The 22,356-nt window shown below is 58.5% G+C and carries 23 protein-coding genes; 15 read left to right on the top strand and 8 right to left on the bottom strand.

Annotation, left to right across the window (positions count from 1 at the left end):
• Positions 1-31: 31 nt before the first annotated feature.
• The 9 genes from NTD81_RS10320 (at position 32) to trpC (ending at position 9,496) form a co-directional block, all read left to right on the top strand.
• Positions 32-1,063 carry an ABC transporter substrate-binding protein gene (locus tag NTD81_RS10320; RefSeq protein ID WP_262182188.1) on the top strand — a complete coding sequence of 344 codons (1,032 nt, stop codon included), beginning with the start codon at positions 32-34 and terminating at the stop codon, positions 1,061-1,063.
• Positions 1,064-1,193: 130 nt separating this feature from the next.
• Positions 1,194-2,441 (top strand): ABC transporter permease, encoded by a 1,248-nt coding sequence (locus tag NTD81_RS10315; protein WP_262182186.1) that lies wholly within the window; start codon positions 1,194-1,196, stop codon positions 2,439-2,441.
• A 68-nt stretch (positions 2,442-2,509) separates the two neighbouring features.
• Entirely contained in the window at positions 2,510-3,337 is an 828-nt protein-coding gene (locus NTD81_RS10310) for an ABC transporter permease (protein ID WP_262182185.1), read from the top strand.
• A 112-nt stretch (positions 3,338-3,449) separates the two neighbouring features.
• Positions 3,450-4,124, top strand: coding sequence for a ribulose-phosphate 3-epimerase (gene rpe, locus NTD81_RS10305; RefSeq protein ID WP_262182184.1), 675 nt, complete (start codon positions 3,450-3,452; stop codon positions 4,122-4,124).
• Positions 4,121-4,813, top strand: a complete 693-nt coding sequence (locus NTD81_RS10300) for a phosphoglycolate phosphatase (protein ID WP_262182183.1) — start codon at positions 4,121-4,123, stop codon at positions 4,811-4,813. Before rpe ends, NTD81_RS10300 begins: the two co-directional genes overlap by 4 nt.
• A 254-nt stretch (positions 4,814-5,067) precedes the next feature.
• Positions 5,068-6,549: an anthranilate synthase component I gene (gene trpE / locus NTD81_RS10295; protein ID WP_262182182.1), complete on the top strand. Its 1,482-nt coding sequence runs from the start codon at positions 5,068-5,070 to the stop codon at positions 6,547-6,549.
• A gap of 471 nt (positions 6,550-7,020) precedes the next feature.
• Positions 7,021-7,614: an aminodeoxychorismate/anthranilate synthase component II gene (locus NTD81_RS10290; protein WP_262182181.1), complete on the top strand. Its 594-nt coding sequence runs from the start codon at positions 7,021-7,023 to the stop codon at positions 7,612-7,614.
• Positions 7,614-8,663 (top strand): anthranilate phosphoribosyltransferase, encoded by a 1,050-nt coding sequence (trpD, locus tag NTD81_RS10285; RefSeq protein ID WP_262182179.1) that lies wholly within the window; start codon positions 7,614-7,616, stop codon positions 8,661-8,663. Before NTD81_RS10290 ends, trpD begins: the two co-directional genes overlap by 1 nt.
• Positions 8,660-9,496, top strand: coding sequence for an indole-3-glycerol phosphate synthase TrpC (trpC, locus tag NTD81_RS10280; RefSeq protein WP_262182178.1), 837 nt, complete (start codon positions 8,660-8,662; stop codon positions 9,494-9,496). Before trpD ends, trpC begins: the two co-directional genes overlap by 4 nt.
• Before the next feature lie 60 nt (positions 9,497-9,556).
• Here trpC and crp read toward each other — a convergent pair whose 3' ends face one another.
• Positions 9,557-10,201 (bottom strand): cAMP-activated global transcriptional regulator CRP, encoded by a 645-nt coding sequence (gene crp / locus NTD81_RS10275; RefSeq protein ID WP_262182177.1) that lies wholly within the window; start codon positions 10,199-10,201, stop codon positions 9,557-9,559.
• 198 nt (positions 10,202-10,399) lie between these two features.
• On the opposite strand from crp, the gene NTD81_RS10270 reads away from it, so the two are divergent.
• A complete protein-coding gene (locus tag NTD81_RS10270; RefSeq protein ID WP_262182175.1) occupies positions 10,400-10,825 on the top strand; it encodes an OsmC family protein in 426 nt (141 codons plus the stop codon).
• A gap of 96 nt (positions 10,826-10,921) precedes the next feature.
• On the opposite strand, the gene coq7 is transcribed toward NTD81_RS10270, so the two are convergent.
• The 5 genes from coq7 to hemJ all read right to left on the bottom strand — a co-directional run bounded on the left by coq7 (position 10,922) and on the right by hemJ (position 15,114).
• Positions 10,922-11,569, bottom strand: a complete 648-nt coding sequence (coq7, locus tag NTD81_RS10265) for a 2-polyprenyl-3-methyl-6-methoxy-1,4-benzoquinone monooxygenase (RefSeq protein ID WP_262182174.1) — start codon at positions 11,567-11,569, stop codon at positions 10,922-10,924.
• Positions 11,570-11,661: 92 nt separating this feature from the next.
• Positions 11,662-12,465 (bottom strand): SDR family NAD(P)-dependent oxidoreductase, encoded by an 804-nt coding sequence (locus NTD81_RS10260; RefSeq protein ID WP_262182173.1) that lies wholly within the window; start codon positions 12,463-12,465, stop codon positions 11,662-11,664.
• A 136-nt stretch (positions 12,466-12,601) separates the two neighbouring features.
• Positions 12,602-13,537, bottom strand: a complete 936-nt coding sequence (locus tag NTD81_RS10255; protein WP_262182171.1) for a DUF805 domain-containing protein — start codon at positions 13,535-13,537, stop codon at positions 12,602-12,604.
• Between the two features lie 146 nt (positions 13,538-13,683).
• Entirely contained in the window at positions 13,684-14,646 is a 963-nt protein-coding gene (locus tag NTD81_RS10250; protein WP_262182170.1) for an NAD(P)H-dependent flavin oxidoreductase, read from the bottom strand.
• Positions 14,647-14,685: 39 nt separating this feature from the next.
• The gene (gene hemJ / locus NTD81_RS10245) at positions 14,686-15,114 is read right to left on the bottom strand and encodes a protoporphyrinogen oxidase HemJ (RefSeq protein WP_262182168.1); all 429 of its coding nucleotides are present in this window, start codon (positions 15,112-15,114) and stop codon (positions 14,686-14,688) included.
• 237 nt (positions 15,115-15,351) lie between these two features.
• Here hemJ and argC point away from each other — a divergent pair, with 237 nt between their 5' ends.
• The 4 genes from argC (at position 15,352) to erpA (ending at position 17,966) form a co-directional block, all read left to right on the top strand.
• Positions 15,352-16,386 (top strand): N-acetyl-gamma-glutamyl-phosphate reductase, encoded by a 1,035-nt coding sequence (argC, locus tag NTD81_RS10240; protein WP_262182167.1) that lies wholly within the window; start codon positions 15,352-15,354, stop codon positions 16,384-16,386.
• A complete protein-coding gene (locus NTD81_RS10235; protein ID WP_262182166.1) occupies positions 16,386-17,120 on the top strand; it encodes a DUF6776 family protein in 735 nt (244 codons plus the stop codon). The genes argC and NTD81_RS10235 overlap by 1 nt, the downstream gene beginning before the upstream one ends.
• 9 nt (positions 17,121-17,129) lie before the next feature.
• Positions 17,130-17,540, top strand: a complete 411-nt coding sequence (locus tag NTD81_RS10230; RefSeq protein ID WP_262182165.1) for a polymer-forming cytoskeletal protein — start codon at positions 17,130-17,132, stop codon at positions 17,538-17,540.
• 75 nt (positions 17,541-17,615) lie between these two features.
• The gene (gene erpA, locus NTD81_RS10225; RefSeq protein ID WP_262182163.1) at positions 17,616-17,966 is read left to right on the top strand and encodes an iron-sulfur cluster insertion protein ErpA; all 351 of its coding nucleotides are present in this window, start codon (positions 17,616-17,618) and stop codon (positions 17,964-17,966) included.
• A gap of 73 nt (positions 17,967-18,039) precedes the next feature.
• Here the strand turns inward: erpA and NTD81_RS10220 are convergent, their stop codons facing one another.
• Together NTD81_RS10220 and NTD81_RS10215 are read right to left on the bottom strand one after the other, a co-directional pair.
• Positions 18,040-19,131, bottom strand: coding sequence for an anhydro-N-acetylmuramic acid kinase (locus tag NTD81_RS10220; protein WP_262182161.1), 1,092 nt, complete (start codon positions 19,129-19,131; stop codon positions 18,040-18,042).
• A 3-nt stretch (positions 19,132-19,134) separates the two neighbouring features.
• Positions 19,135-20,541: a peptidoglycan DD-metalloendopeptidase family protein gene (locus NTD81_RS10215; protein ID WP_262182159.1), complete on the bottom strand. Its 1,407-nt coding sequence runs from the start codon at positions 20,539-20,541 to the stop codon at positions 19,135-19,137.
• A 218-nt stretch (positions 20,542-20,759) separates the two neighbouring features.
• Here NTD81_RS10215 and tyrS point away from each other — a divergent pair, with 218 nt between their 5' ends.
• Entirely contained in the window at positions 20,760-21,959 is a 1,200-nt protein-coding gene (tyrS, locus tag NTD81_RS10210) for a tyrosine--tRNA ligase (protein WP_262182158.1), read from the top strand.
• Positions 21,960-22,356 lie beyond the last annotated feature (397 nt).

Genomic DNA, 22,356 nt, shown 5'->3' with positions numbered 1-22,356 from the left:
CTGATCCAGCAACACAGAGGAGATTAGAACAATGAAGAAATCCCTGAAACTCGCGGTTCTGGCCGTAGGCGTGGCGTGTGGGGCGCAGGCCTTGGCCGCTGACCTGACCGCGATCTCATTTGGCGGTGCCAGTAAGGAAGCGCAAGTTAAGGCGTTCAACGGCCCGTTCGAAAAGGCCACCGGGCACAAAGTCGTAGCCGGTGAATACAACGGCGAAATGGCCCGCGTAAAAGCCATGGTCGACACCAAAAGCGTGAGCTGGAGCCTGCTCGAAGTCGAGTCGCCAGAACTGGCTCGCGGCTGCGACGAGGGCTTGTTCGAGCCGCTCGATCCGGCTGAGTTCGGTAATCCGGAGGACTTCGTTCCCGGCACCATCCAGCCCTGCGGCATTGGCTTCTTCGTGTGGTCCACGGTGTTGGCTTACAACGCCGACAAACTGGCCAGCGCGCCACAAGGTTGGGCCGATTTCTGGGACGTGAAGAAATTCCCCGGCAAGCGTGGCCTGCGTAAAGGCGCCAAGTACACCCTGGAGTTCGCTCTGATGGCCGACGGCGTCCTGCCGAAGGACGTCTACCAAGTGCTGGCCACCCCAGAAGGGGTGGACCGCGCGTTCCGCAAACTGGATGAGCTCAAGCCGCACATTCAGTGGTGGGAAGCCGGTGCGCAACCGCCACAGTATCTGGTCTCCGGCGATGTCGTGATGAGCTCGGCGTACAACGGTCGCATCGCTGCGGTACAGGGCGAGAGCAACCTGGAAGTGGTGTGGAACGGCGGCATCTACGACTTCGACTCCTGGGCTATCCCAACTGGGGCCAAAGATCAGGACGCGGCCAAGGCCTTTATCAAGTTCGCGGTCACCCCAGAAGCGCAGAAAGTCTTCTCGGAAAACATCGCCTACGGTCCTACTCGCAAAGCTGCCGTGCCACTGCTGGCGCCTGAGCGTTTGAAAGTGATGCCGACCACCCCGGAAAACATCGAGAACCAAGTGGCCATCGACGTGACCTTCTGGGCTGATTACGGCGAGCAGCTGGAACAACGCTTCAACGCCTGGGCTGCACGCTAAGGCGAAGGCTGGCGGTGGCCTGCGTGCCGCCGCCAGCCTGGCTTAACCCCGCGTTGCCCGGTGTGTCGGCACAGGCAACGCGACCTGATTTCTTCGTCGCCCGAGGCGACGATTGCATGCGGAGTCATCCATGGCCAGCGTTATGCCCGCCACTGAATTTCCTGAGTCCAGCCTTAAGCAGCGTTTGGCCCGTGCCGAGCGGTTTAACCGGCTCAAATCCAAGGCGTTGATTCTGCCGCTGGTGGTGTTTCTTCTGTTGACCTTTATCCTGCCCATCGGCGCCTTGCTCTGGCGCAGTGTGGAAAACCCGGAAGTGGTCAGCTCGTTGCCGCAAACCGTAGCGGCGATCGACGCCTGGGACGGTCGCGGCCTGCCCCACGAGGCGGTGTACAAGGCCATGGCCGAAGACATCGTGCTGGCGCAAAAGCAGCGCGTGCTTGGCGATCTGTCTAAACGCCTGAATATGGAACTGGCCGGCTACCGCAGCCTGATCAGCAGCACGGCGCGCAAACTGCCGCTGGCTACTGAGCCTGAGTCGTATAAGAACGCCTTGGAGGCGTTGGATGAACGTTGGGGCGATCCGGCTTACTGGCAGGTGATCCGCCGCAACAGCAGCAATGTCACCCCCTATTACTTGCTCGCCGCCGTCGATCACCGCATCGATGATCTGGGCGAGGTGGCTAAAGCCACGCCGGATCAGTCGATCTATCTGGATATCTTCGTGCGCACCTTCTGGATGGGCCTGGTGATCACCGCCATCTGTCTGGCGCTGGCCTATCCGGTGGCTTACCTGCTGGCCAACTTGCCGGCACGCACCAGCAACCTGCTGATGATTTTGGTCCTACTGCCGTTCTGGACTTCCATTCTGGTGCGTGTGGCGGCCTGGATCGTGTTGCTGCAGTCCGGCGGCTTGATCAACAGCGGGCTGATCGCCATGGGCATCATCGATGAGCCGCTGCAGTTAGTGTTCAATCGCGTCGGCGTGTACATCTCGATGGTGCACATCATGCTGCCGTTTATGATTTTGCCGATCTACAGCGTGATGAAAGGCATCTCGCCGACCTATATGCGTGCGGCGGTATCCCTGGGTTGCCATCCGTTTGTCAGCTTCTGGCGCGTGTACTTCCCACAAACCCTGGCTGGGGTCGGTGCCGGTGGCTTGCTGGTGTTTATCTTGTCGATTGGCTACTACATCACCCCGGCGCTGCTGGGCAGCCCGAACGATCAGATGATCAGCTACTTCGTCGCCTTCTACACCAACGTCTCGATCAACTGGGGTATGGCCACTGCGTTGGGCGGGCTGCTGCTGGCCGCCACCTTGCTGCTGTATGTGGTGTACGGCTGGTTGGTCGGCGCCAGTAAGTTGAAGCTGGCCTAAGCCGCCAGCCCTTGGGCGGGTAGGGCCAGAGGCCTTACCCAGCCGGCAGAATTTTGTGGAGATTGAGCATGCTTAGCCCTTACATGTCACCTGTCGAACGCATCTGGCACTACAGCCTGCGCAGCTTGGTCGCGCTGGTGCTGCTGTTTTTGATCTTGCCGGTGCTGGTGATCATCCCGCTGTCGTTTAACTCGGGGACCTTTCTGGTTTATCCGCTGCAAGGCTTCTCGCTGCGTTGGTACGAAGCGTTCTTTAGCTCAGACGAGTGGATGCGCTCGCTGAAGAACAGCATGATCGTCGCCCCTGCGGCCACCGTGCTGGCCATGGTGTTCGGCACCCTGGCCTCGATTGGTCTGACCCGTGGCGAATTTCGCGGCAAGGCGCTGGTGATGAGCCTGCTGATCTCGCCGATGATCGTGCCGGTGGTGATCGTCGGGGTGGCCAGCTACCTGTTCTTCGCCCCGCTGGGCTTGGGTAACAGCTATATCTCGCTGATCATCGTCCACGCAGTGCTCGGTGTGCCCTTTGTGATCATCACTGTGTCGGCCACCTTGCAGGGCTTTAACCATAACCTGGTGCGCGCCGCGGCCAGCCTTGGTGCCTCACCCCTGACCGCGTTTCGCCGGGTCACCTTGCCCTTGATTGCCCCCGGGGTGATCAGTGGTGGCCTGTTTGCCTTCGCCACTTCTTTCGATGAGGTGGTCGTCACCCTGTTCCTCGCCGGCCCTGAGCAAGCCACGCTGCCGCGGCAGATGTTCAGCGGTATTCGCGAGAATCTGTCGCCAACCATCGCCGCTGCCGCGACCCTGCTGATTGCCTTCTCCGTGGTGTTGCTGCTGACCCTGGAATGGCTGCGTGGCCGCAGCGAGAAGATGCGCACTCAAGTTCCAGAGTAACTCTTCGCATCAGTACCGGCGCGGTCTATGGCCGCGTCGGTCATCTGTTGGCGGCAGCTTGCCATTGGCTCGGGTACAATGCGCGGCTTGATCAAAGCCACTGAGGTGCGCCATGCAACCCTTTGCCATTGCCCCGTCGATTCTGTCCGCCGACTTCGCCCGCCTGGGTGAAGACGTGGATAAGGTGCTCGCCGCTGGCGCCGACATCGTGCACTTCGATGTCATGGACAACCACTACGTCCCCAACCTGACCATCGGCCCGATGGTGTGCAGCGCCCTGCGTAAGTACGGCGTTACCGCACCGATCGACGCGCACCTGATGGTCAAGCCGGTGGATCGCATCATCGGCGACTTTATCGAAGCCGGCGCCACTTACATCACCTTCCACCCGGAAGCCTCCGAGCATATCGACCGCTCCCTGCAACTGATCCGCGATGGTGGCTGCAAGGCCGGCTTGGTCTTTAACCCGGCGACTCCGCTGGACGTGCTCAAGCACGTCATGGACAAGGTCGACATGATCCTGCTGATGAGCGTTAACCCAGGCTTTGGCGGGCAGAAGTTCATTCCCCACACCCTGGAGAAGCTGCGCGAAGCGCGGGCGCTGATCGATGCCAGTGGCCGTGAAATCCGTCTGGAAATAGACGGTGGGGTCAATGTGCAGAACATCCGTGCCATCGCTGAAGCTGGCGCTGATACCTTTGTCGCCGGCTCGGCGATCTTCAATCAGCCGGACTACAAAGCTGTGATCGATGCCATGCGCGCCGAGCTGGCCCAGGTGCGCGGATGAAGCTGATTCATCAGCTGTTCCAAGGTGCACTGCCGCAACTGGTGATGTTCGACCTGGACGGTACGCTGATCGACTCAGTGCCGGACATCACCACTGCGGTGGATAAAACCCTGGCTGACTTAGGCCGCGCCCCGGCCGGGGTCGAAAACGTCCGGCAGTGGATCGGCAACGGCTCGCCGGTGCTGGTGCGCCGCGCGTTGGCCGGCAGCCTGGAACATGCGCAGGTGGACAGCGCGCAGGCCGAGCAGGCGCTGCAATTGTTCCTCGATCACTATGCCGAGGATCACAGCCAGACCCAGGTTTATTCCGGGGTGCTGGAAACCCTTAACTGGCTGCGTGAAAAAAATATCGAGCTGGCGATAGTGACCAACAAGCCCGAGCGCTTTGTCGCGCCCTTGCTCGATCAGCTGGGCTTGGGTGGCTACTTTCGCTGGATCATGGGCGGCGACACCTTGCCCCAGCAAAAGCCCCATCCGGCGGCCTTGCTGCATGTGATGCAACTGGCCCGGGTCGCTCCTGAACAGGCGTTATTTGTCGGCGATTCGCGCAACGACGTGCTGGCCGCCAAGGCCGCTGGCGTGGCCTGCGTGGCGCTGACCTATGGCTACAACCATGGCCGGCCGATTGCCGAAGAAAACCCCAACTACGTGCTTAACCAACTGACTGAGTTGCTGCAGCCTGCAGGTTAAGCCGCGCCAGCGCTGTTTTGCCTGGGTTGAAGGTTGCTTCAGCCCAGGCAACGCGCTAGTGTGGCCGGACTTTCCCGCCTAACTAAAAGAGAGTTTCGTGGTGCTTGTTTTCTGCACGCGTTGGTCGCATAGCCCCAGCATGATCATCCTCAAGGCCCTGGCCCGTTGGCGCTGGCGCCACTGATCTTGCCCTGGCCGCAACAGGCGGCGCGCATGCACGACTCACTTTAAGCATCCGTTACGAGACTCATCTGATGACCCGCGAAGAATTTCAGCGTCTAGCCGCCGAAGGCTATAACCGTATTCCTGTGGCCTGCGAATCCCTGGTGGATTTCGACACGCCGCTGTCGATCTACCTCAAGCTGGCCGACGAGGCCAACACCTACCTGCTCGAATCCGTCCAAGGCGGCGAGAAGTGGGGGCGTTACTCGATCATCGGTCTGGCTTCACGCACCGTGTTGCGCGCCTATGACCACAGTGTGCAGATCAGCATCGATGGCGAAGTCGTTGAGCGCCACGAGTGCGCGGACCCACTAGCCTTTGTCGAGGCGTTTAAAGAGCGCTATCGGGTGCCGACCTTGCCTGGCTTGCCGCGTTTTAACGGTGGCCTAGTCGGCTACTTCGGCTACGACAGCGTACGTTACGTGGAGCAGAAACTGGCTGGCGGGGTGAATCCGGACAACCTCGGCACCCCGGATATTCTGCTGATGGTGTCCGACGCCGTGGTGGTGTTCGATAACCTCGCCGGCAAGATGCACGCCATCGTGCTGGTCGATCCGAGCGAAGCCGCTGCCCTGGAGCAAGGTCAGGCGCGCCTAGAGGAAATCCTGCACAAGCTGCGTCAACCGATCACCCCGCGGTTGGGCGTGGATTTAAGCGCGCCGGTGGGCCCTGAGCCTGAGTTTATCTCCAGCTTTAAGCGTGACGACTACGAGCACGCGGTCAACGCCATCAAGGAATACATCCTCGCTGGCGACTGCATGCAGGTGGTGATCTCGCAGCGCATGTCGATTCCGTTCCAGGCCGCGCCGATTGATTTGTACCGGGCGCTGCGCTGCATCAACCCGACGCCTTATATGTACTTCTTTAACTTTGGCGACTTCCATGTGGTCGGCAGTTCGCCGGAGGTGCTGGTGCGCTTGGAGGAGGGCTTGGTCACTGTACGGCCTATTGCCGGCACTCGTCCCCGCGGCGCTAACGAAGAGGCTGACTTGGCGCTGGAAGAAGACCTGCTCAGCGATGCCAAAGAAGTCGCCGAACACCTGATGCTGATCGACTTGGGCCGCAACGATGTGGGGCGTGTCGCCAGCACGGGTAGCGTCAAAGTCACCGAGAAAATGGTGATCGAGCGCTACTCCAACGTCATGCATATCGTCTCCAACGTCACCGGGCAGATTAAGCCGCAACTGACGGCCATGGACGCCCTGCGCGCCATTTTGCCGGCCGGCACGCTGTCCGGTGCGCCGAAGATTCGCGCCATGGAAATCATCGACGAGCTGGAGCCGGTTAAGCGCGGCGTCTATGGCGGCGCCGTAGGTTACCTGGCCTGGAACGGCAATATGGACACGGCGATTGCCATCCGCACGGCGGTGATCAAAGACGGTGAGCTGCACGTGCAAGCCGGTGCCGGCATCGTCGCCGACTCGGTGCCGGCGCTTGAGTGGGAAGAAACCCTGAACAAGCGCCGCGCCATGTTCCGCGCAGTGGCGTTGGCCGAGCAAGGTCGCGCCGAATAAGTGCTACAAGGCCCCTGGCCGGTGCGGCTGGGGGTTGTGCTTAGGTCGTATGGTCAGGGGAAAAAGCCATCGACTTGGTTTGATGATGGGCGTTACAATCCGACCACTTGTTGGCTGCGGCAAAGGCTGCAGCGACTCATTCTCAGGCTAGGTATCATGTCCTCAACCGTGACGCTCAGGGTAAATCTGTGGTGGCGCTTCCAATAGGAAGCGGCGCGTCGTTGCGGTTTCAAACCCAACCCTGCCGCCAGCATCGGCAAGCAGGTTGCAGGATTTCCAAAAGCTCACCGGTGTGGCGGCTCCAACCCCTAGGAGAAGGCCACATGCCCTGTTTATCCCTCCCGCTGTTGCACCCGCTGCCGACCTTGGCGCTGGCCGAGCGATGGCCTGTGGTCAACCTGTCGAGCGCGAGGCGCTGCTGTAACCTGTCTGCTGCCCTGATTAACCTTAAACATAAAGGTTGGGATTGAAATGCTGTTAATGATCGATAACTACGACTCCTTTACCTATAACGTCGTGCAGTACCTCGGTGAGTTGGGCGCTGACGTGCACGTTATCCGTAATGATGAGTTGAGCATCGCCGAGATCGAAGCCCTCAAGCCTGAGCGTATTGTCGTTTCGCCTGGCCCTTGCACGCCAAGTGAAGCCGGGGTGTCGATTGAGACCATTCTGCACTTTGCCGGCAAGCTGCCGATCTTGGGCGTGTGCCTGGGCCATCAGAGCATCGGCCAGGCCTTTGGCGGTGATGTGGTGCGCGCCCGGCAAGCCATGCATGGCAAAACCAGCCCGGTGTTCCATGAAGACTTAGGCGTGTTCGCCGGTCTCAATAAGCCTTTGACCGTGACCCGTTACCACTCGCTGGTGGTGAAGCGGGAAACCTTGCCTGAGTGCCTGGAAATCACCGCCTGGACGGCGCACGCCGACGGCAGCGTCGATGAAATCATGGGCCTGCGCCATAAGACCCTGAATATCGAAGGCGTGCAGTTCCACCCGGAATCGATCCTCACTGAGCAGGGCCATGAGCTGTTCGCCAACTTCCTCAAACAACAAGGAGGCGTGCGCTGATGGATATCAAGCAAGCCCTGAATCGGGTGGTCAACCAGCTGGATTTGAACACCGAAGAAATGCAGGCCGTGATGCGCCAGATCATGACCGGCCAGTGTACGGATGCGCAGATCGGTGCGTTCCTCATGGGCATGCGCATGAAGAGCGAGACCATCGACGAAATCGTCGGTGCCGTATCGGTGATGCGCGAGCTGGCCAGCCAGGTGCAATTGAGCAGCCTCGAGCATGTGGTGGATGTGGTCGGTACTGGCGGCGATGGCGCCAATATCTTTAACGTCTCCACTGCAGCCAGCTTCGTCGTGGCCGCCGCTGGCGGCAAAGTGGCCAAGCACGGCAATCGCGCGGTGTCCGGCAAGAGCGGCAGTGCCGATTTGCTGGAGGCTGCTGGCATCCATCTGAACTTAGAACCGGAGCAAGTTAAGCGCTGCATCGAGGGCGTTGGCGTCGGTTTTATGTTTGCCCAAGTGCATCACTCGGCGATGAAATACGCGGCCGGCCCAAGGCGTGATCTGGGCCTGCGCACTATCTTCAATATGCTTGGCCCGCTGACCAATCCAGCAGGGGTTAAGCATCAGGTAGTGGGGGTGTTCAGCAAGGAGCTGTGCCGGCCGTTGGCCGAGGTGCTCAAGCGCTTGGGCAGCAAGCATGTGCTGGTGGTGCATTCGCGCGACGGTCTGGATGAATTCAGCCTCGCCGCGGCGACCCATGTGGCCGAGCTGAAAAATGGCGAGATCAGCGAATACGAAGTGCTGCCGGAAGATGTTGGAATCACCAGTCAAAGCCTGATTGGCCTCTCGGTGGACGGCGCCGATGCTTCGCTGGCGCTGATCCGCGACGCCCTGACCCGGCGTAAGACTGACGCAGGACAAAAGGCGGCCGATATGATCGCCCTGAATGCTGGCGCGGCGTTGTATGCAGCCGATTTGGCGGTTAGCCTTAAACAAGGTGTTGAGCTTGCGCATGATGCGCTGCACACCGGCCTGGCTTGGGAGAAGCTGCAGGAGCTGGTGTCATTTACCGCCGTATTTAAACAGGAGAATGCTGGGTGAGTCTGCCAACTGTTCTGGAAAAAATCATTGCGCGCAAAGCCGAGGAAGTCATGGCGCGGCGCGCTATCGTTAGCCTGGCAGAGCTGGAGCAACAACTGCGCACAGTCGACGCGCCGCGTGGCTTTGCCCAAGCGCTGATCACTCAGGCCGAAGCTAGGAAGCCGGCGGTGATTGCTGAAATCAAAAAAGCCTCGCCGAGCAAAGGTGTGATCCGCGAGCACTTTGTGCCTGCTGAAATAGCCGAAAGCTATGCCGCTGGTGGGGCGACTTGTTTGTCAGTGTTGACTGATATCGACTTCTTCCAGGGCAACGATCGCTACCTGCAAGAAGCGCGCAGTGCCTGCAAACTGCCGGTGATCCGCAAAGATTTTATGATCGATCCCTATCAGATCGTTGAATCCCGTGCTTTGGGCGCCGACTGCGTATTGTTGATTGTCGCGGCGCTGGAAGATGGCCAGATGGCTGAGTTGGCGGCCACGGCCAAGGACTGCAATCTCGATGTGTTGGTCGAGGTGCACGACGGCGATGAGTTGGAGCGGGCGCTGAAGGTGGTTGAATCGCCATTGCTGGGAATCAACAACCGTAACCTGCATACCTTTGAGCTGAGCCTTGATACCACCTTGGATCTGCTAACCCGGGTGCCCCGTGATCGTCTGGTGGTCACTGAGAGTGGCATCCTCAACCGCGCGGATGTGGAGCTGATGATGATCAGCGAGGTGTACGCCTTCCTCGTCGGTGAAGCCTTTATGCGTGCGGAAAACCCAGGTTTAGAGCTGCAACGCCTGTTCTTTGCCGAGCGCAGCATTCAGGTCGCGGCACCCGATGTTGACTAAGCAGTACCCAGCAATGAACAACGCCGACCCTTGGGTCGGCGTTGTTCATTGCGGCTGCGGTTAACGGGTGCCGAAGACCACCATGGTCTTGCCTTTGACGTTGACCAAGCCTTGTTCTTCCAAAGCTTTGAGCACCCGGCCGACCATTTCCCGCGAGCAGCCGACGATGCGGCCGATTTCCTGGCGGGTAATTTTGATCTGCATACCGTCGGGGTGGGTCATGGCATCGGGCTGTTTGCACAGTTCAAGCAGGGTACGCGCAACGCGACCGGTGACATCGAGAAAGGCCAGATCGCCGACCTTGCGTGTGGTATTGCGCAGTCGTTCAGCCATTTGGCTGCCTAGGGCATAGAGGATTTCCGGATCTTGCTGGCTCAGCTCGCGGAACTTCACATAGCTCAGCTCGGCGACCTCACATTCGGTTTTGGCACGAACCCAGGCACTGCGCTGTTTTTCCACCCCATCTTTGGTGAAGAGCCCCATTTCACCGAAGAAATCACCGGGGTTGAGGTAGGCGATGATCATTTCACGGCCATCATCGTCTTCGATCAGGATGGTGACCGAGCCCTTGACGATGAAGAACAATGACTCACAACGATCGCCCGCATAAATGATGGTGCTCTTAGCGCTGTAACGCCGGCGATGACAGTGTGCGAGGAGCTTATCGATATTTTTAATTTTTGGTGTGAGGGTAATAGCTACCATGCCCGATTCCCGAATTTATTAGATTAATTGCCATGGGGTGGCGGATATTTATAGTTGTAGTTATGTGTACAAGCGTGCCAGCGTTTTTGGAGCTTACCGCGCTAACTATGCAACATCCAAGCCCCCTCTGGTGCAGCAAAACAGTTTGAGAGGGTGCTGTGCTAAACTTGGCACCTTTTTAACGGCGGAGCCTGGGTAATGAAAGCGCGTATTCAGTGGGCTGGTGAGGCCATTTTTATCGGCGAATCGGGTAGCGGCCATGCAGTGGTCATGGACGGTCCGCCCGAGAGTGGTGGACGCAACCTGGGCATCCGGCCCATGGAAATGCTGCTGATCGGCCTGGGCGGCTGCAGCAACTTCGATGTGGTCAGCATCCTGAAAAAATCCCGCCAGCCGGTCGAAAGTTGCGAAGCCTTCCTTGAGGCTGAGCGCGCTCCTGAAGAGCCGAAAGTATTCACCAAGATTCATCTGCATTTTGTCGTCAAGGGTCGTGGGCTCAAAGAGGCTCAGGTCAAACGGGCGGTCGAGCTTTCGGCGGAAAAATATTGCTCGGCTTCGATCATGCTCGGCCGTGCCGGTGTAGACATCAGCCACGATTACGAAATCATCGAGTTGGGCGAATAAGCCCCGCTTCAGTTAGTTCTACACGGCATCTGTTACATCACGTAATGCGACATAACAAAGGGCACCTTAGGTGCCCTTTGTTTATTTAGCCGAAGGCTAAATACGATAAGTGCTGCTGGTCATCACCTTGGCCAGCAGGCTCATACCCAGCTTGACCGGTTTGGGGAAGCGTACGCCGCCGGCATCCAGAGCGTTGCAGGCATGCTGTTGTTCATCGACGCGCATTTGCTCAAGAATGGCCCGCGACTTTTGGTCTTCAAGCGGGATCTGTTCCAGGTGCTCGTCCAAGTGTTTTACCACCTGATCTTCAGTGGCGGCGACGAAACCCAGACTGATTTTATCGCTGATCAGACCAGCGGCTGCGCCCACGCCAAACGACAGGCCATAAAACAGTGGGTTGAGCACGCTCGGGCGGCTACCCAATTCACGGATGCGCTGCTCGCACCACGCCAGGTGGTCGATTTCTTCGTCGGCGGCGTGCTCCATGGCTTTACGCACTTGGGGCAGTTTGGCCGTCAGCGCTTGGCCTTGATACAGGGCCTGGGCGCAGACTTCGCCGGTGTGGTTGATGCGCATCAAACCCGCGATGTGCTGGGTCTGTTGGCTGTCGAGCTCAGTTGGTGCTTCAACAGTCGCCGGTGACGGCCGGGTGGGCTGGCCGCTAAAGGGCAGTAAAGTGCGTAACGCGGCATCCGCCTGCAGTAACAGGCGGTCGACTGGGGAAAAATGACGTTCGCTGGCCATGGGGACCTCCGGCGCTAACTATGCCGGGCAGTTTACTCCAATCCAGGCCATGGGGTTTGATCGAGATCAGCCTTGGCACCGAGCTGCATTGCTCATGAGGGCGCCTTGATCAAACGGATAAAGCGCCGGTTAATCTGCCCACTGAGCCAGCGGATGACACTGCGCGGGGCCAGTCGAGGACTGATCGCCAGCAGTCTGTTTCGCCAGCCGGGGATGATGATCGCGCGATTTTTATCCAGGCCTTTAAGGGCTAGCAACGCCACCTGCTCAGCGCTCATCATCAACTTGCTGCCTTGCAGGCCTGGCACATCAAGCTGCGCATTACGGAAGAAGGCGCTGTTGGTTGGCCCGGGGCAGAGGACCGAGACCCGCACGCCATACTGTTTAAGTTCTTCACGCAGGCCCTCGGAAAAACTCAGAACAAAAGCCTTGCTCGCGTAGTAATTGCACATCCCCGGTCCTGGCTGAAAAGCCGCAATCGAGGCCACATTAAGGATCTGCCCACCGCCTTGGCCGACCATCAAGCCACCCACGGCATGACACAGGCGGGCCAGGGCCAGCACGTTGAGTTCAATCAGTTGTTGCTCGCGCATCCAGTCTTGGCTGACGTATTCGCCGGCGTTGCCGATACCGGCGTTATTGATCAGCAGATCGATGCAGCGCCCGCCTTCTTCCAGTTCATGCAGCAGGCCGCTGACGCGCAGCGGTTGGCTCAGGTCGCAGACGCGGAACAGCACCTCCACGCCGAAGCGTTGGCTTAACTCAAAGCCGATGCTTTCCAGCACATCACGTTGCCGGGCCACCAAAATCAGGTTGCGCCCCCGCCGGGCCAGCGCTTCGGCTAAGGCCAAGCCGATACCACTGGATGCTCCGGTGATTAGCGCATAACTCTTCATGGGTTCTCCGTGTGACGCCTAACCCCCATGCGTAAAGCGATGGCGGGGTGAAAGTGGGCTGCGCAGATGTTGGTCGAACGGGTAGAGCGCAGAGCCATGCAAGTGGTCTGCGCCTACGGGTTTATGAGGCTTGAGCTTAATCCGTCAACAGGCCTAAAGCGCCTGGTAGCATAATCGCGGCCACGATACCTAGGCTCGCGAGCACCAGCCAGAGCCAAAATAGAATTTTTACTATCGGGCTATTTTCCGGTGGTGGTGGACCGAACTGGTTGGGCCCTGAGTTGCCCGGCAAAATCAGCAGAATTAAGCTGAAGAACGAGCCCAGTACGGGCACGAAGTTCAGCAGCCACAACCACCCCGACCAGCCTAAGTCGTGCAGGCGTTTGATGCTGATAATTAGCGACATAGCGCCGAACACCAATACCGCCGCGACGCTGAGCAAGCCGCCGATAAGAGGACTGGATTTGATCGCCATCACCAAAGCCAAAGCTGCCGGCAGCAGGCACGTCAGCAGCGTCGCTGACCATACCCAATAGCGCATCCGGCCAATCCGCCCATCACTGGTGAAGACTTTCAGTGTGTCGAACTCCGCGCTGGGGGCGCTGATCTTCGCTTGTGGCGTGGCATAAGGCGTGGCCGCTGCGGCAGCACTCGGCGCCAGGGCCGTTTGCCGGGCTAGGTACTTATCAATAATGATGCCGCAGGCCGAGCATTCCTTGGTTTGCGTTTGTTGATGCCCGCACTTGGGACAGGTCATGCGCGGGGCTTGGCCTGCCGCGTGGGCACTGGTCTGCGCAGCAGGGTGATCGTCGGTGAGTTGTAAGCTCAAACTGGTGCTGAGCTCCGCGACTTTGCGCGCATTCGCCCCGGCTTGGTGCAGGGCCTTTAAGTAGTGCTCGGCTTGCGCCTCGCTCAGGCCGCGTTTGATCTCTACGGGCTTACCACTAAACAGCGCCGCAATCCGTGCGGGGTCTGCTTTGAATAAGCGCGCCAAATTAGCCTGCACCACCTCAAGCTGGGCGCCCGGCACTAGTTCGCCGCTAAACAGAACTTTGAAACGAGCCTCAGACATTCCGCCTTCCTTGTCGCTGGAAAATTAGTGAGGGCTAGGCTAGCTAGCCATATGCCAGCAAACAAGCCGACTCATCTGTAAATGTCGACTGCTTATTATCTGCCGGCAGCTAGGCTGGGCGCGCTCGCAGGCGGCCCAGCTCTGGATTAGCGTGGCCAGCGCTGGTGTAAGCGTTGGCTGTGGCTCAGGGCGACGCGGTATTCGTGGTCCAGGCGGGCGATCAGGTCGGCCACGCTGAGCTCTTCATGGATACTGCCGACGCCTTGGCCGGCCGACCATACCGTCTTCCAGGCCTTGGCCTCATCGTCCATGGGTTTGAGCTTCTCGCCGTAGTTCAGCTCGCCTTTGTGAGTGAGCTGTTTAAGGTCATAACCCGCTTGCTCCAAGCTCTGGCGCATAAAGCTCGCCGGCACGCCGGACACCGCAGGGGTGTGGATGATATCGGCGGCCTGGGCCTCCAGCAGCATCTGCTTGTATGCCGCCGGCGCGGCGCTTTGCTGGGTGGCGATCAGGCGGGTGCCCATATAGGCCAGGTCGGCGCCGAGCAACTGGGCGGCGAGAATCTCATGGCCATGGTTGAGACTGCCGGCCAGCAGCAGCGTTTTGTCGAAGAACTGGCGGATCTCCGCAATCAACGCGAACGGACTCCAGGTGCCGGCATGCCCACCAGCGCCGGCAGCTACCGCGATCAAACCATCGACGCTTGCCTCAGCCGCCTTCTCGGCATGGCGGCGGGTGGTGACGTCATGAAATACCAAGCCGCCGTAGCTGTGTACCGCATCCACCACTTCTTTCACTGCGCCCAAGCTGGTGATCACGATGGGCACCTGCTGCTCCACGCAAATCGCGAGGTCCGCCTGTAGCCGAGGATTAGTGGCATGCACGATGAGGTTCACCGCATAGGGCGCAGCGGTGGCATTGAGCCCTTGTTTAATCTGCAATAGCCAATCGGCAAAGCCGCCGCTGTCGCGCTGATTGAGCGCAGGGAAGCTGCCGACAATGCCGCCATTGCAGCAGGCCAAAACCAATTGCGGGTTAGACACTAAAAACATCGGCGCCGCGACCAGCGGCAAACGTAGGCTTTGTTCCAGCACAGCAGGCAGAGCCATGGCGAATTCCTTTCGTGGGGATGTTTAACGTTGGGAGGCTTAAAAAGGCCGGACCACCACCAAGATTACGATGGCCAGCAGGGCGAACACTGGCGCCTCATTAAACCAGCGGTAAAACACATGGCCGCGTGGGTTCTCATCGCGGGCAAAGGCTTTGATCTGGGCGCCACAGAAAAACTGATAAACCACCAGCAGCGCGACGATGCTCAGCTTGGCGTGGAGCCAGCCCTGGCTTAGGTAGTAGCTGGGATTCAGGCTGATCAGGGCGGCACCCAATAACACCGTGAGCACCAGCGAGGGCCACATAATGCCGCGATAGAGCTTGCGCTCCATCAGGCAAAAGCGTTCGCGGCTGATCGGGTCACTGCTCATGGCGTGGTAAACAAACAGGCGCGGCAAATAGAACAAGCCGGCGAACCAACAAACCATGGCAATGATGTGCAGGGCTTTAAGCCACAGGTAGAGCATCGAGCAACCTCGGTGAAATTCATTAACCTGTGATAGTAGAGGCAGGTGGCGTTGGCGTCACGGGGCTAAATGCCAGGTTCAGGGGCCAATCGCCTGCAGCGTTGCGACTGAGGCTTGGGCTTTGCGCTGCGCCCGGCATTAGTCTGCTCCCTAAGCCATTCGCAGGTGTTGGCCGCAAGGCGCTGCACCCGTATGATTCCAAGCTTTCCACGGCATTGTTTAGACAAGGGGTAGGTAATGATCAAGGTTGGCATCGTCGGCGGCACAGGCTACACCGGTGTCGAGTTGCTGCGTCTGCTCGCACAGCACCCGCAAGCACAGGTAGAGGTCATTACCTCGCGTTCCGAAGCTGGGCTGCGCGTCGATGAAATGTACCCCAACCTGCGCGGTCATTATCCGCACCTGGCCTTCAGTGTGCCGGATGTGGCCACCTTGGGTGCCTGTGATGTGGTGTTCTTCGCCACGCCCCATGGCGTTGCCCACGCCCTAGCCGGTGAGTTGTTGGCCGCCGGGACTAAGGTCATCGACCTGTCGGCAGACTTCCGCCTGCAAGATGCCCAAGAGTGGAGCCAGTGGTACGGCCAGCCCCACGGTGCCCCGGATCTGCTGCCGGAAGCGGTGTATGGCCTGCCGGAAGTTAACCGGGAAGCGATCAAGCAAGCGCGTCTGATCGCCGTGCCTGGTTGCTATCCGACAGCTGCGCAGCTGGGTTTAATCCCGCTGCTGGAAGCAGGCCTGGCCGATACCACGAGCCTGATTGCCGACTGCAAGTCCGCGGTGAGCGGTGCTGGTCGCGGCGCGAGTGTTGGTTCGCTGTTCAGCGAGGCCGGCGAAAGCATGAAGGCTTACGGCGTCAAAGGTCATCGTCACCTGCCGGAAATTCGCCAGGGCTTGCGCCGGGCCTCAGGTAAAGAGGTGGGTTTGACCTTCGTGCCGCACCTGACTCCGATGATCCGTGGTATCCACGCCACTCTGTACGCCACCGTGGTGGATCGCTCGGTCGATCTGCAGGCGTTGTACGAACAGCGTTATGCCAACGAGCCGTTTGTCGATGTGATGCCTGCCGGCAGCCATCCTGAAACGCGCAGCGTTCGTGGCGCCAACGTGTGCCGGATTGCCGTGCATCGCCCGCAAGATGGCGATCTGGTGGTGGTGCTCTCGGTGATCGATAACTTGGTCAAAGGTGCATCGGGTCAGGCTGTGCAGAATATGAACATCCTGTTCGGTGTGGATGAGCGCCTGGGTCTGTCCCACGCGGCCCTGTTGCCTTAATGGCGAGTTGGGAGGTTCGCCCTAGTGATCCCCGGCGCGAGCGCCGCCGGCGTTTCGCCATCTTTGCCTTGCTGTTGGGCCTGCCGTTGGCCTTCTACGCCGGTATGCGTTATCAGCAACAGCTGGCGCCAGTGGCTGAACCTCCCGCGCCGCCCGTTACGGCCGCCGCCCCCGCGCCGGCCAATGACGAGCTCGAAGAACTACGCCAGCGCTTGGCGGTGCTGAGCAACAGCGCCAATGTCAGCCAGCAAGCCAACGAAAAGAGTCGCCTGACTATCAAGCTGTTGGAAGAGCAAATCTACCAACAGCAGCAGGACTTGGCCTTCTATCAAGGCGTGCTGGCTCCCGAACAGCGCCATCAGGGTTTGCAGATCAAAGCCTTTGAGCTGCAAGGCACAGAAAATCCACAGCGATTCCGCTACAAAATCCTCCTCAGCCGCATTGGTAAGGATGCTGCGCCCCTTGCCGGGCAGTTGGAGGTATCGATCCAGGGGACGCAGGATGGCAAGCCGCTCACTCTACCTTTGGCGAGCCTTGCAGAGCATCTGCCCAACGCCCTGAGCGAGCAGCCGATTCCTTTCGCCTTCAAACATTTCCAGGCGATTCCTGCTGCCGATCAATTCGCCGAGCTACAGTTGCCTAGTGGCTTCGAGCCCAAGCAGATCAAGGTGCGGGCACAGGTGAAGGGTGATAAACCACTGCTGCACTCGTTTAACTGGAACAAACCGGAGTAGTCGGGGCTTATGTGGAACAAAAATCGAGCGCGCACTGACCTGCAACGCTTCGCTGGCAAGACCAGCCTGCTCGCCGTTGGCGCCGAATTGCAGGGTGACTTGCGCTTCCAGGGCGCGGTGCAGATCGATGGCGTGCTCAAGGGCAATCTACTAACCAGCGAAGGCATGGTGCGTATCAGCGAGCAGGGCCGGGTTGAAGGTGAGATCCGCGCACCCCATATCATTGTTGATGGCGAAGTGCAGGGCGATGTGCACGCCAGCAGCCATCTAGAGCTTGGGCCACGGGCGCGGATTCGTGGCAATTTGTATTACGCCGTGATGGAAATGGCCATGGGCGCCCAGGTCGAGGGACGTCTGTGCCGCTTACAGGAAGAGTCACGGCCTTTAGAGTTACCGCAGAGCCTCGCAGTGCCGGAATAGTTGACCGCTTTTCTAGGAGAAGAGGATAATGCCGTTCAGAACGCAGTAGGGCGCTTAGCGCCGGGAGTTATCAGCATGAGCGTTGAAACCTTCACCCCTAGCGCTATGCAATTTACGCAGGGTGCTGCTAACAAGGTGAAAAGCCTGGTTAGTGAAGAAGGCAACCCGCGCCTTAAGTTGCGGGTGTTTGTAACCGGAGGCGGCTGTTCCGGCTTCCAATATGGCTTCACCTTTGATGAAGACGTCGCCGAAGATGACACCATCGTCGAGCGAGAAGGCGTCAGCTTGGTGGTCGATCCGATGAGCTTCCAGTATCTGGTCGGCGCTGAGGTGGACTATCAGGAAGGTTTGGAAGGTTCGCGTTTTGTCATCAAGAACCCCAATGCCACCACCACTTGCGGTTGCGGATCGTCCTTCTCGATTTAAGCGCCCAGCTGTAGTTTTCCAGTAACGCCGCGCCCTGTGCGCGGCGTTGTCGTTTCTGCACCATGCCCAGTGTTTAAGCAGGGTAGATGCCGCCCAATATGCGCAAGCCACGGGCGCCAGTGACGCTGGGGCGATTGGTCGGGATGCCCTCTAAACAGCAGTGCGCTAGCCAGGCAAAGGCCATGGCCTCCATCCAGTCCGCCGGCACACCATGGGCGTCTGTGCTGCCCACTTGGCAGCCAGGCAGCAGCTGTGCCAGGCGCTGCATCAGGCGCAAATTCCGCGCGCCGCCGCCGCACACCAGCAACAGCTCTGTATGCTGCTGCGCGGTTTGCAGCGAGTCGACGATGCTCAGGGCTGTCAGCTCCAGCAACGTGGCCTGTACATCCACCGCGGCCAAGACAGGCAGGCTGGCTAAGTGCTGATCCAACCAAGGCAGGTTGAACAGTTCGCGGCCGGTGCTCTTCGGTCCCTGAGTGTGGAAGAACGGATCGCTCAGTAGCTGCTTCAGCAGTGCCGGTTGTACATGACCGCTGGCGGCCCACTGGCCATCTTGGTCATAGGGCAGGTTGCGCTGGCGCCCGATCCAGGCATCCAGCAACACGTTGCCCGGCCCGCAATCGAAACCCTGTACGGGGCGATTGGGCTCAAGCAGGCTGAGATTGCTAAAACCACCGATATTAAGAATGGCGCGGTTGCTCTGCCCGTCGGCAAACAGCGATTCGTGGAAAGCCGGCACCAGCGGTGCACCTTGGCCGCCCGCCGCCACGTCGCGGCGACGGAAGTCAGCCACTACGCTGATACCCGTCAGCTCGGCGAGTAGAGCTGGATTGCCAATCTGAATGGTAAAGCCGCGCTGTGGCTCGTGACGCACGGTCTGGCCGTGGCTGCCGATAGCGCGGATATCCTGTGCGCTAAGCCCCTGTTCGGCTAGGAGAGCATGAATGCCTTGGGCGGCTAATTGGGCCCAGGTTTGCTCGGCCATGGCCGCGCGGGCCAGCTCATCTGGCCCGCTGGCACAGAGGGCCAGCAGGTCGTTACCGAGAGTGGGGGGCATCGCCAGATAGTGACTGGCGATGAGGCGGGTCTTGTGTGTTTGCTCAATCAGTGCGATGTCCAGCCCATCCAGGCTGGTGCCGGACATCACGCCTAAGTACAGAGGCATAAATCAGCGCTGATTGTTGAGGGCCAGCATGGTGGATTTTTCCTTATCCATCTGTGCTAGCAAGGGTTTGCTCAACTGGTTGAAACGCGCTTTTTCGCTGGCTGGGATCGGGTCCGCCATGGTCATCTTCTGGCTCAGCGGGTCCACATGCACACCATTTACCTGGAACTCATAATGCAGGTGCGGGCCGGTAGACAGGCCAGTGGTGCCGATATAACCGATGATCTGCCCTTGGCGTACGTTCACACCGTTACGGATGCCTTTGGCGAAGCCATTCATATGCGCATACAGGGTGCGATAACGCTGACCGTGCTGGATGATCACCGCGTTGCCATAGCCGCCGTGACGGCCTGCCAGCATGACCCGGCCATCGCCGGCTGCTTTGATCGGGGTACCGCGCGGCGCTGCGTAGTCCACACCTTTATGGGCGCGGATTTTGTTCAGGATCGGGTGGCGGCGACCGTTGGAGAAGCGTGAGCTGATGCGAGCAAAGTCCACCGGCGTGCGGATAAAGGCTTTGCGCATGCTTTCGCCCTTACCGTTGTAGTAGCTGGTGGTGCCATGCTTGTTGGTGTAACGCACCGCTGTGTAGGTTTTGCCGCGGTTGGTAAAGCGGGCGGAGAGGATATTGCCAGTCCCGACCTGCTTGCCGTTGACCACCTTCTTCTCGTAGATCAGCTCGAATTCGTCGCCGTCACGGATGTCCAGGGCGAAGTCGATGTCGTAGCCGAAGATATTGGCCAGATCCATCGTCAGGTTATGAGAAAGCCCGGCACGTTTCGCCGACAGGAACAGCGAGTTATTGATCACTGCGCGGGAGTAACTGGTGGTTACTTCGGGTTTAACCAGCTCGCGTTTAAAGCTGAAGCCCTTATCCGTGCGCACTAGAGCGATGCTTTCCAGATCGCTGAGTTTGCTGTGGACGCTGTCCAGCTTACCGTCGGTGGTGAGATTGAACTCAAGTGGTTGGCCAACCTTTAGTCGCGACAGCTGTTTGGCTTCTTTACTGCTGTTGATCGCTTCATGCAGGTCGTTGGCGTTTAGACCGACCTTGGCAAACAAAGTGGAGAGGGTGTCGCCGTTTTCAACACGAACGATATGCTGCAGCGGTTTGCTCTCGACAGGCGCTGGTGCTTCCACGCTAGCTTGTTCGGTGTCAGGGGTTTCGCCGGTTTGGGCGAGGGGCGATGGCGCTTTGTTCAGGCTTAATGCCGTGGCTGATTCGGTTTCATTCTCAGCTTGGCTGTATTCGGCGGAGCTGTCTAACTCAAGGTTCAGGTGGGTACGTTTGGCTTCCACTTCGCGACTGGGAAACACCAGTAGCGCAAGGCTGAGTAGCGCGGCTACGCCGCTGGCAGCCAAGATATGGCTTTTCGGATAAAGAGGCGGCGCTTTAGTTGAAGAGGTCATAGGCTGCTTTTTTATGATTAATATGAAAGGTAAAAAAATAGATAAACAATATGATGAAGATGCAGTAACTGTATAAAATATAACCAAATCGCTAGCTAGGCAACCCTACTGCGACCGAACTGGCCGACGGATGTTCCTGAGTCGTTGCAGTTTGTGTTCGCTAGGTGATCTTGTATGGTTGGTTCCCTTTCGTTTTCAGAGTGGTTGTGAGTCCTGTCATGAAGTCGGTTGAAGAGCAGTTAGCGCTGATCAAGCGCGGCGCAGAAGAGTTGTTGGTTGAGGCTGAGCTGGTTGAAAAACTCAAGCGTGGCCAGCCCCTGCGCATCAAGGCAGGTTTCGATCCGACTGCACCGGATCTGCATCTTGGACATACCGTGCTTATTAATAAGCTGCGTCAGTTCCAGGATCTGGGCCACCAGGTGATATTCCTGATTGGTGACTTCACCGGCATGATTGGTGATCCCAGCGGTAAAAGCGCCACTCGCCCGCCGCTAACACGCGAGCAGGTGCTGGAGAACGCCGAAACCTATAAAACCCAAGTGTTCAAAATCCTTGATCCGGCCAAAACCGAGGTGGCGTTCAACTCCACTTGGATGGATCAGATGGGGCCGGCCGACTTTATTCGTCTGACTTCCCAGTACACCGTAGCGCGCATGCTTGAGCGTGATGACTTCGATAAGCGCTACAGCTCTCAGCAGCCGATTGCTATTCACGAATTCCTCTATCCCCTCGTGCAGGGTTACGACTCTGTTGCTCTGCGAGCGGACGTTGAGCTCGGTGGCACGGATCAGAAGTTCAACTTGCTGATGGGGCGTGAACTGCAGCGTGCTTACGGGCAGCCATCTCAGTGCGTGCTGACCATGCCATTGCTCGAAGGCTTGGATGGCGTGAAGAAGATGTCCAAGTCCCTGGGTAACTACATTGGTATCCAGGAAGCGCCAGGCGTGATGTACAACAAGCTGGTGTCAATGCCTGATTCTCTGATGTGGCGCTATTTCGAGCTGCTCAGCTTCCGCTCCATGGATGAAATCAACCAGTTCAAGCTTGATGTCGAGCAGGGCGCCAATCCGCGTGACATTAAGATCAAGCTGGCCGAAGAGATTGTTGAGCGTTTCCATGGTGCTGAAGCCGCGCAAAATGCTCATCGTTCTGCCGGTAACCGCATGAAAGATGGCGAGCTGCCGGAAGACCTGCCTGAGATCGAAGTGCTCAGTGCGGCCGATATGCCAATAGCTGCTCTGCTGAACAAGGCAGGCTTGGTTAAGAATGCGGCCGTGGCGCGTGACCTGCTGGGCTCTGGTGGTGTTCGGGTCGATGGAGAGGTGGTTGATCGCACCTTTATATATAAGCTTGGTGCAGTGCACGTCTGTCAGGCTGGCAAGAAGGCTTTTGCCCGCATTGCGCTTAAAGCTGAGTAATCCGTAATTAAGTGTTGACCTGCTTGGGTGGCTCTCTATAATGCGCCCCTCTTGAGGCGTATCTGCTCCTGTAAATTTCTTATTAATCAATAAGTTAGTTTGAAATTAAGGGTTGCAAGTCAGTGAGAACTGCGTACAATGCGCCGCTCTGGCAGGGTGTTGAAAGATACGCTGCTGGTGCTTAGGTCGGGTCGATCTGAGACGGCAAAGAGGCGGTTGACAGTGGTTTGAAACGCTGTAGAATTCGCCTCCCGCTGACGAGAAGCTGAAAGCCGATCGAAAGCGCAAGTGGTTGAGTTTGAAAAGAAATTTTCAAAGCCTGCTTGACAAGATGTGGGGCTGCTGTAGAATGCGCGCCTCGGTTGAGACGAAAGACTTAACCAACCGTTCTTTAACA

Source organism: Pseudomonas sp. 5P_3.1_Bac2 (assembly GCF_025465995.1).
Taxonomy (GTDB): Bacteria; Pseudomonadota; Gammaproteobacteria; order Pseudomonadales; family Pseudomonadaceae; genus Aquipseudomonas.
Note: the sequence above shows the minus strand (reverse complement) of the source record. Positions and strands in the feature narration are given on the sequence as shown.

Excerpts from the sequence above, each read along its gene's own strand:
- NTD81_RS10320 (WP_262182188.1), top strand. The coding sequence starts at position 32 with ATGAAGAAATCCCTGAAACTCGCGGTTCTGGCCGTAGGCGTGGCGTGT.
- NTD81_RS10315 (WP_262182186.1), top strand. The coding sequence starts at position 1,194 with ATGGCCAGCGTTATGCCCGCCACTGAATTTCCTGAGTCCAGCCTTAAG.
- NTD81_RS10310 (WP_262182185.1), top strand. The coding sequence starts at position 2,510 with ATGCTTAGCCCTTACATGTCACCTGTCGAACGCATCTGGCACTACAGC.
- rpe (WP_262182184.1), top strand. The coding sequence starts at position 3,450 with ATGCAACCCTTTGCCATTGCCCCGTCGATTCTGTCCGCCGACTTCGCC.
- NTD81_RS10300 (WP_262182183.1), top strand. The coding sequence starts at position 4,121 with ATGAAGCTGATTCATCAGCTGTTCCAAGGTGCACTGCCGCAACTGGTG.
- trpE (WP_262182182.1), top strand. The coding sequence starts at position 5,068 with ATGACCCGCGAAGAATTTCAGCGTCTAGCCGCCGAAGGCTATAACCGT.
- NTD81_RS10290 (WP_262182181.1), top strand. The coding sequence starts at position 7,021 with ATGCTGTTAATGATCGATAACTACGACTCCTTTACCTATAACGTCGTG.
- trpD (WP_262182179.1), top strand. The coding sequence starts at position 7,614 with ATGGATATCAAGCAAGCCCTGAATCGGGTGGTCAACCAGCTGGATTTG.
- crp (WP_262182177.1), bottom strand. The coding sequence starts at position 10,201 with ATGGTAGCTATTACCCTCACACCAAAAATTAAAAATATCGATAAGCTC.
- NTD81_RS10270 (WP_262182175.1), top strand. The coding sequence starts at position 10,400 with ATGAAAGCGCGTATTCAGTGGGCTGGTGAGGCCATTTTTATCGGCGAA.
- coq7 (WP_262182174.1), bottom strand. The coding sequence starts at position 11,569 with ATGGCCAGCGAACGTCATTTTTCCCCAGTCGACCGCCTGTTACTGCAG.
- NTD81_RS10260 (WP_262182173.1), bottom strand. The coding sequence starts at position 12,465 with ATGAAGAGTTATGCGCTAATCACCGGAGCATCCAGTGGTATCGGCTTG.
- NTD81_RS10255 (WP_262182171.1), bottom strand. The coding sequence starts at position 13,537 with ATGTCTGAGGCTCGTTTCAAAGTTCTGTTTAGCGGCGAACTAGTGCCG.
- NTD81_RS10250 (WP_262182170.1), bottom strand. The coding sequence starts at position 14,646 with ATGGCTCTGCCTGCTGTGCTGGAACAAAGCCTACGTTTGCCGCTGGTC.
- hemJ (WP_262182168.1), bottom strand. The coding sequence starts at position 15,114 with ATGCTCTACCTGTGGCTTAAAGCCCTGCACATCATTGCCATGGTTTGT.
- argC (WP_262182167.1), top strand. The coding sequence starts at position 15,352 with ATGATCAAGGTTGGCATCGTCGGCGGCACAGGCTACACCGGTGTCGAG.
- NTD81_RS10235 (WP_262182166.1), top strand. The coding sequence starts at position 16,386 with ATGGCGAGTTGGGAGGTTCGCCCTAGTGATCCCCGGCGCGAGCGCCGC.
- NTD81_RS10230 (WP_262182165.1), top strand. The coding sequence starts at position 17,130 with ATGTGGAACAAAAATCGAGCGCGCACTGACCTGCAACGCTTCGCTGGC.
- erpA (WP_262182163.1), top strand. The coding sequence starts at position 17,616 with ATGAGCGTTGAAACCTTCACCCCTAGCGCTATGCAATTTACGCAGGGT.
- NTD81_RS10220 (WP_262182161.1), bottom strand. The coding sequence starts at position 19,131 with ATGCCTCTGTACTTAGGCGTGATGTCCGGCACCAGCCTGGATGGGCTG.
- NTD81_RS10215 (WP_262182159.1), bottom strand. The coding sequence starts at position 20,541 with ATGACCTCTTCAACTAAAGCGCCGCCTCTTTATCCGAAAAGCCATATC.
- tyrS (WP_262182158.1), top strand. The coding sequence starts at position 20,760 with ATGAAGTCGGTTGAAGAGCAGTTAGCGCTGATCAAGCGCGGCGCAGAA.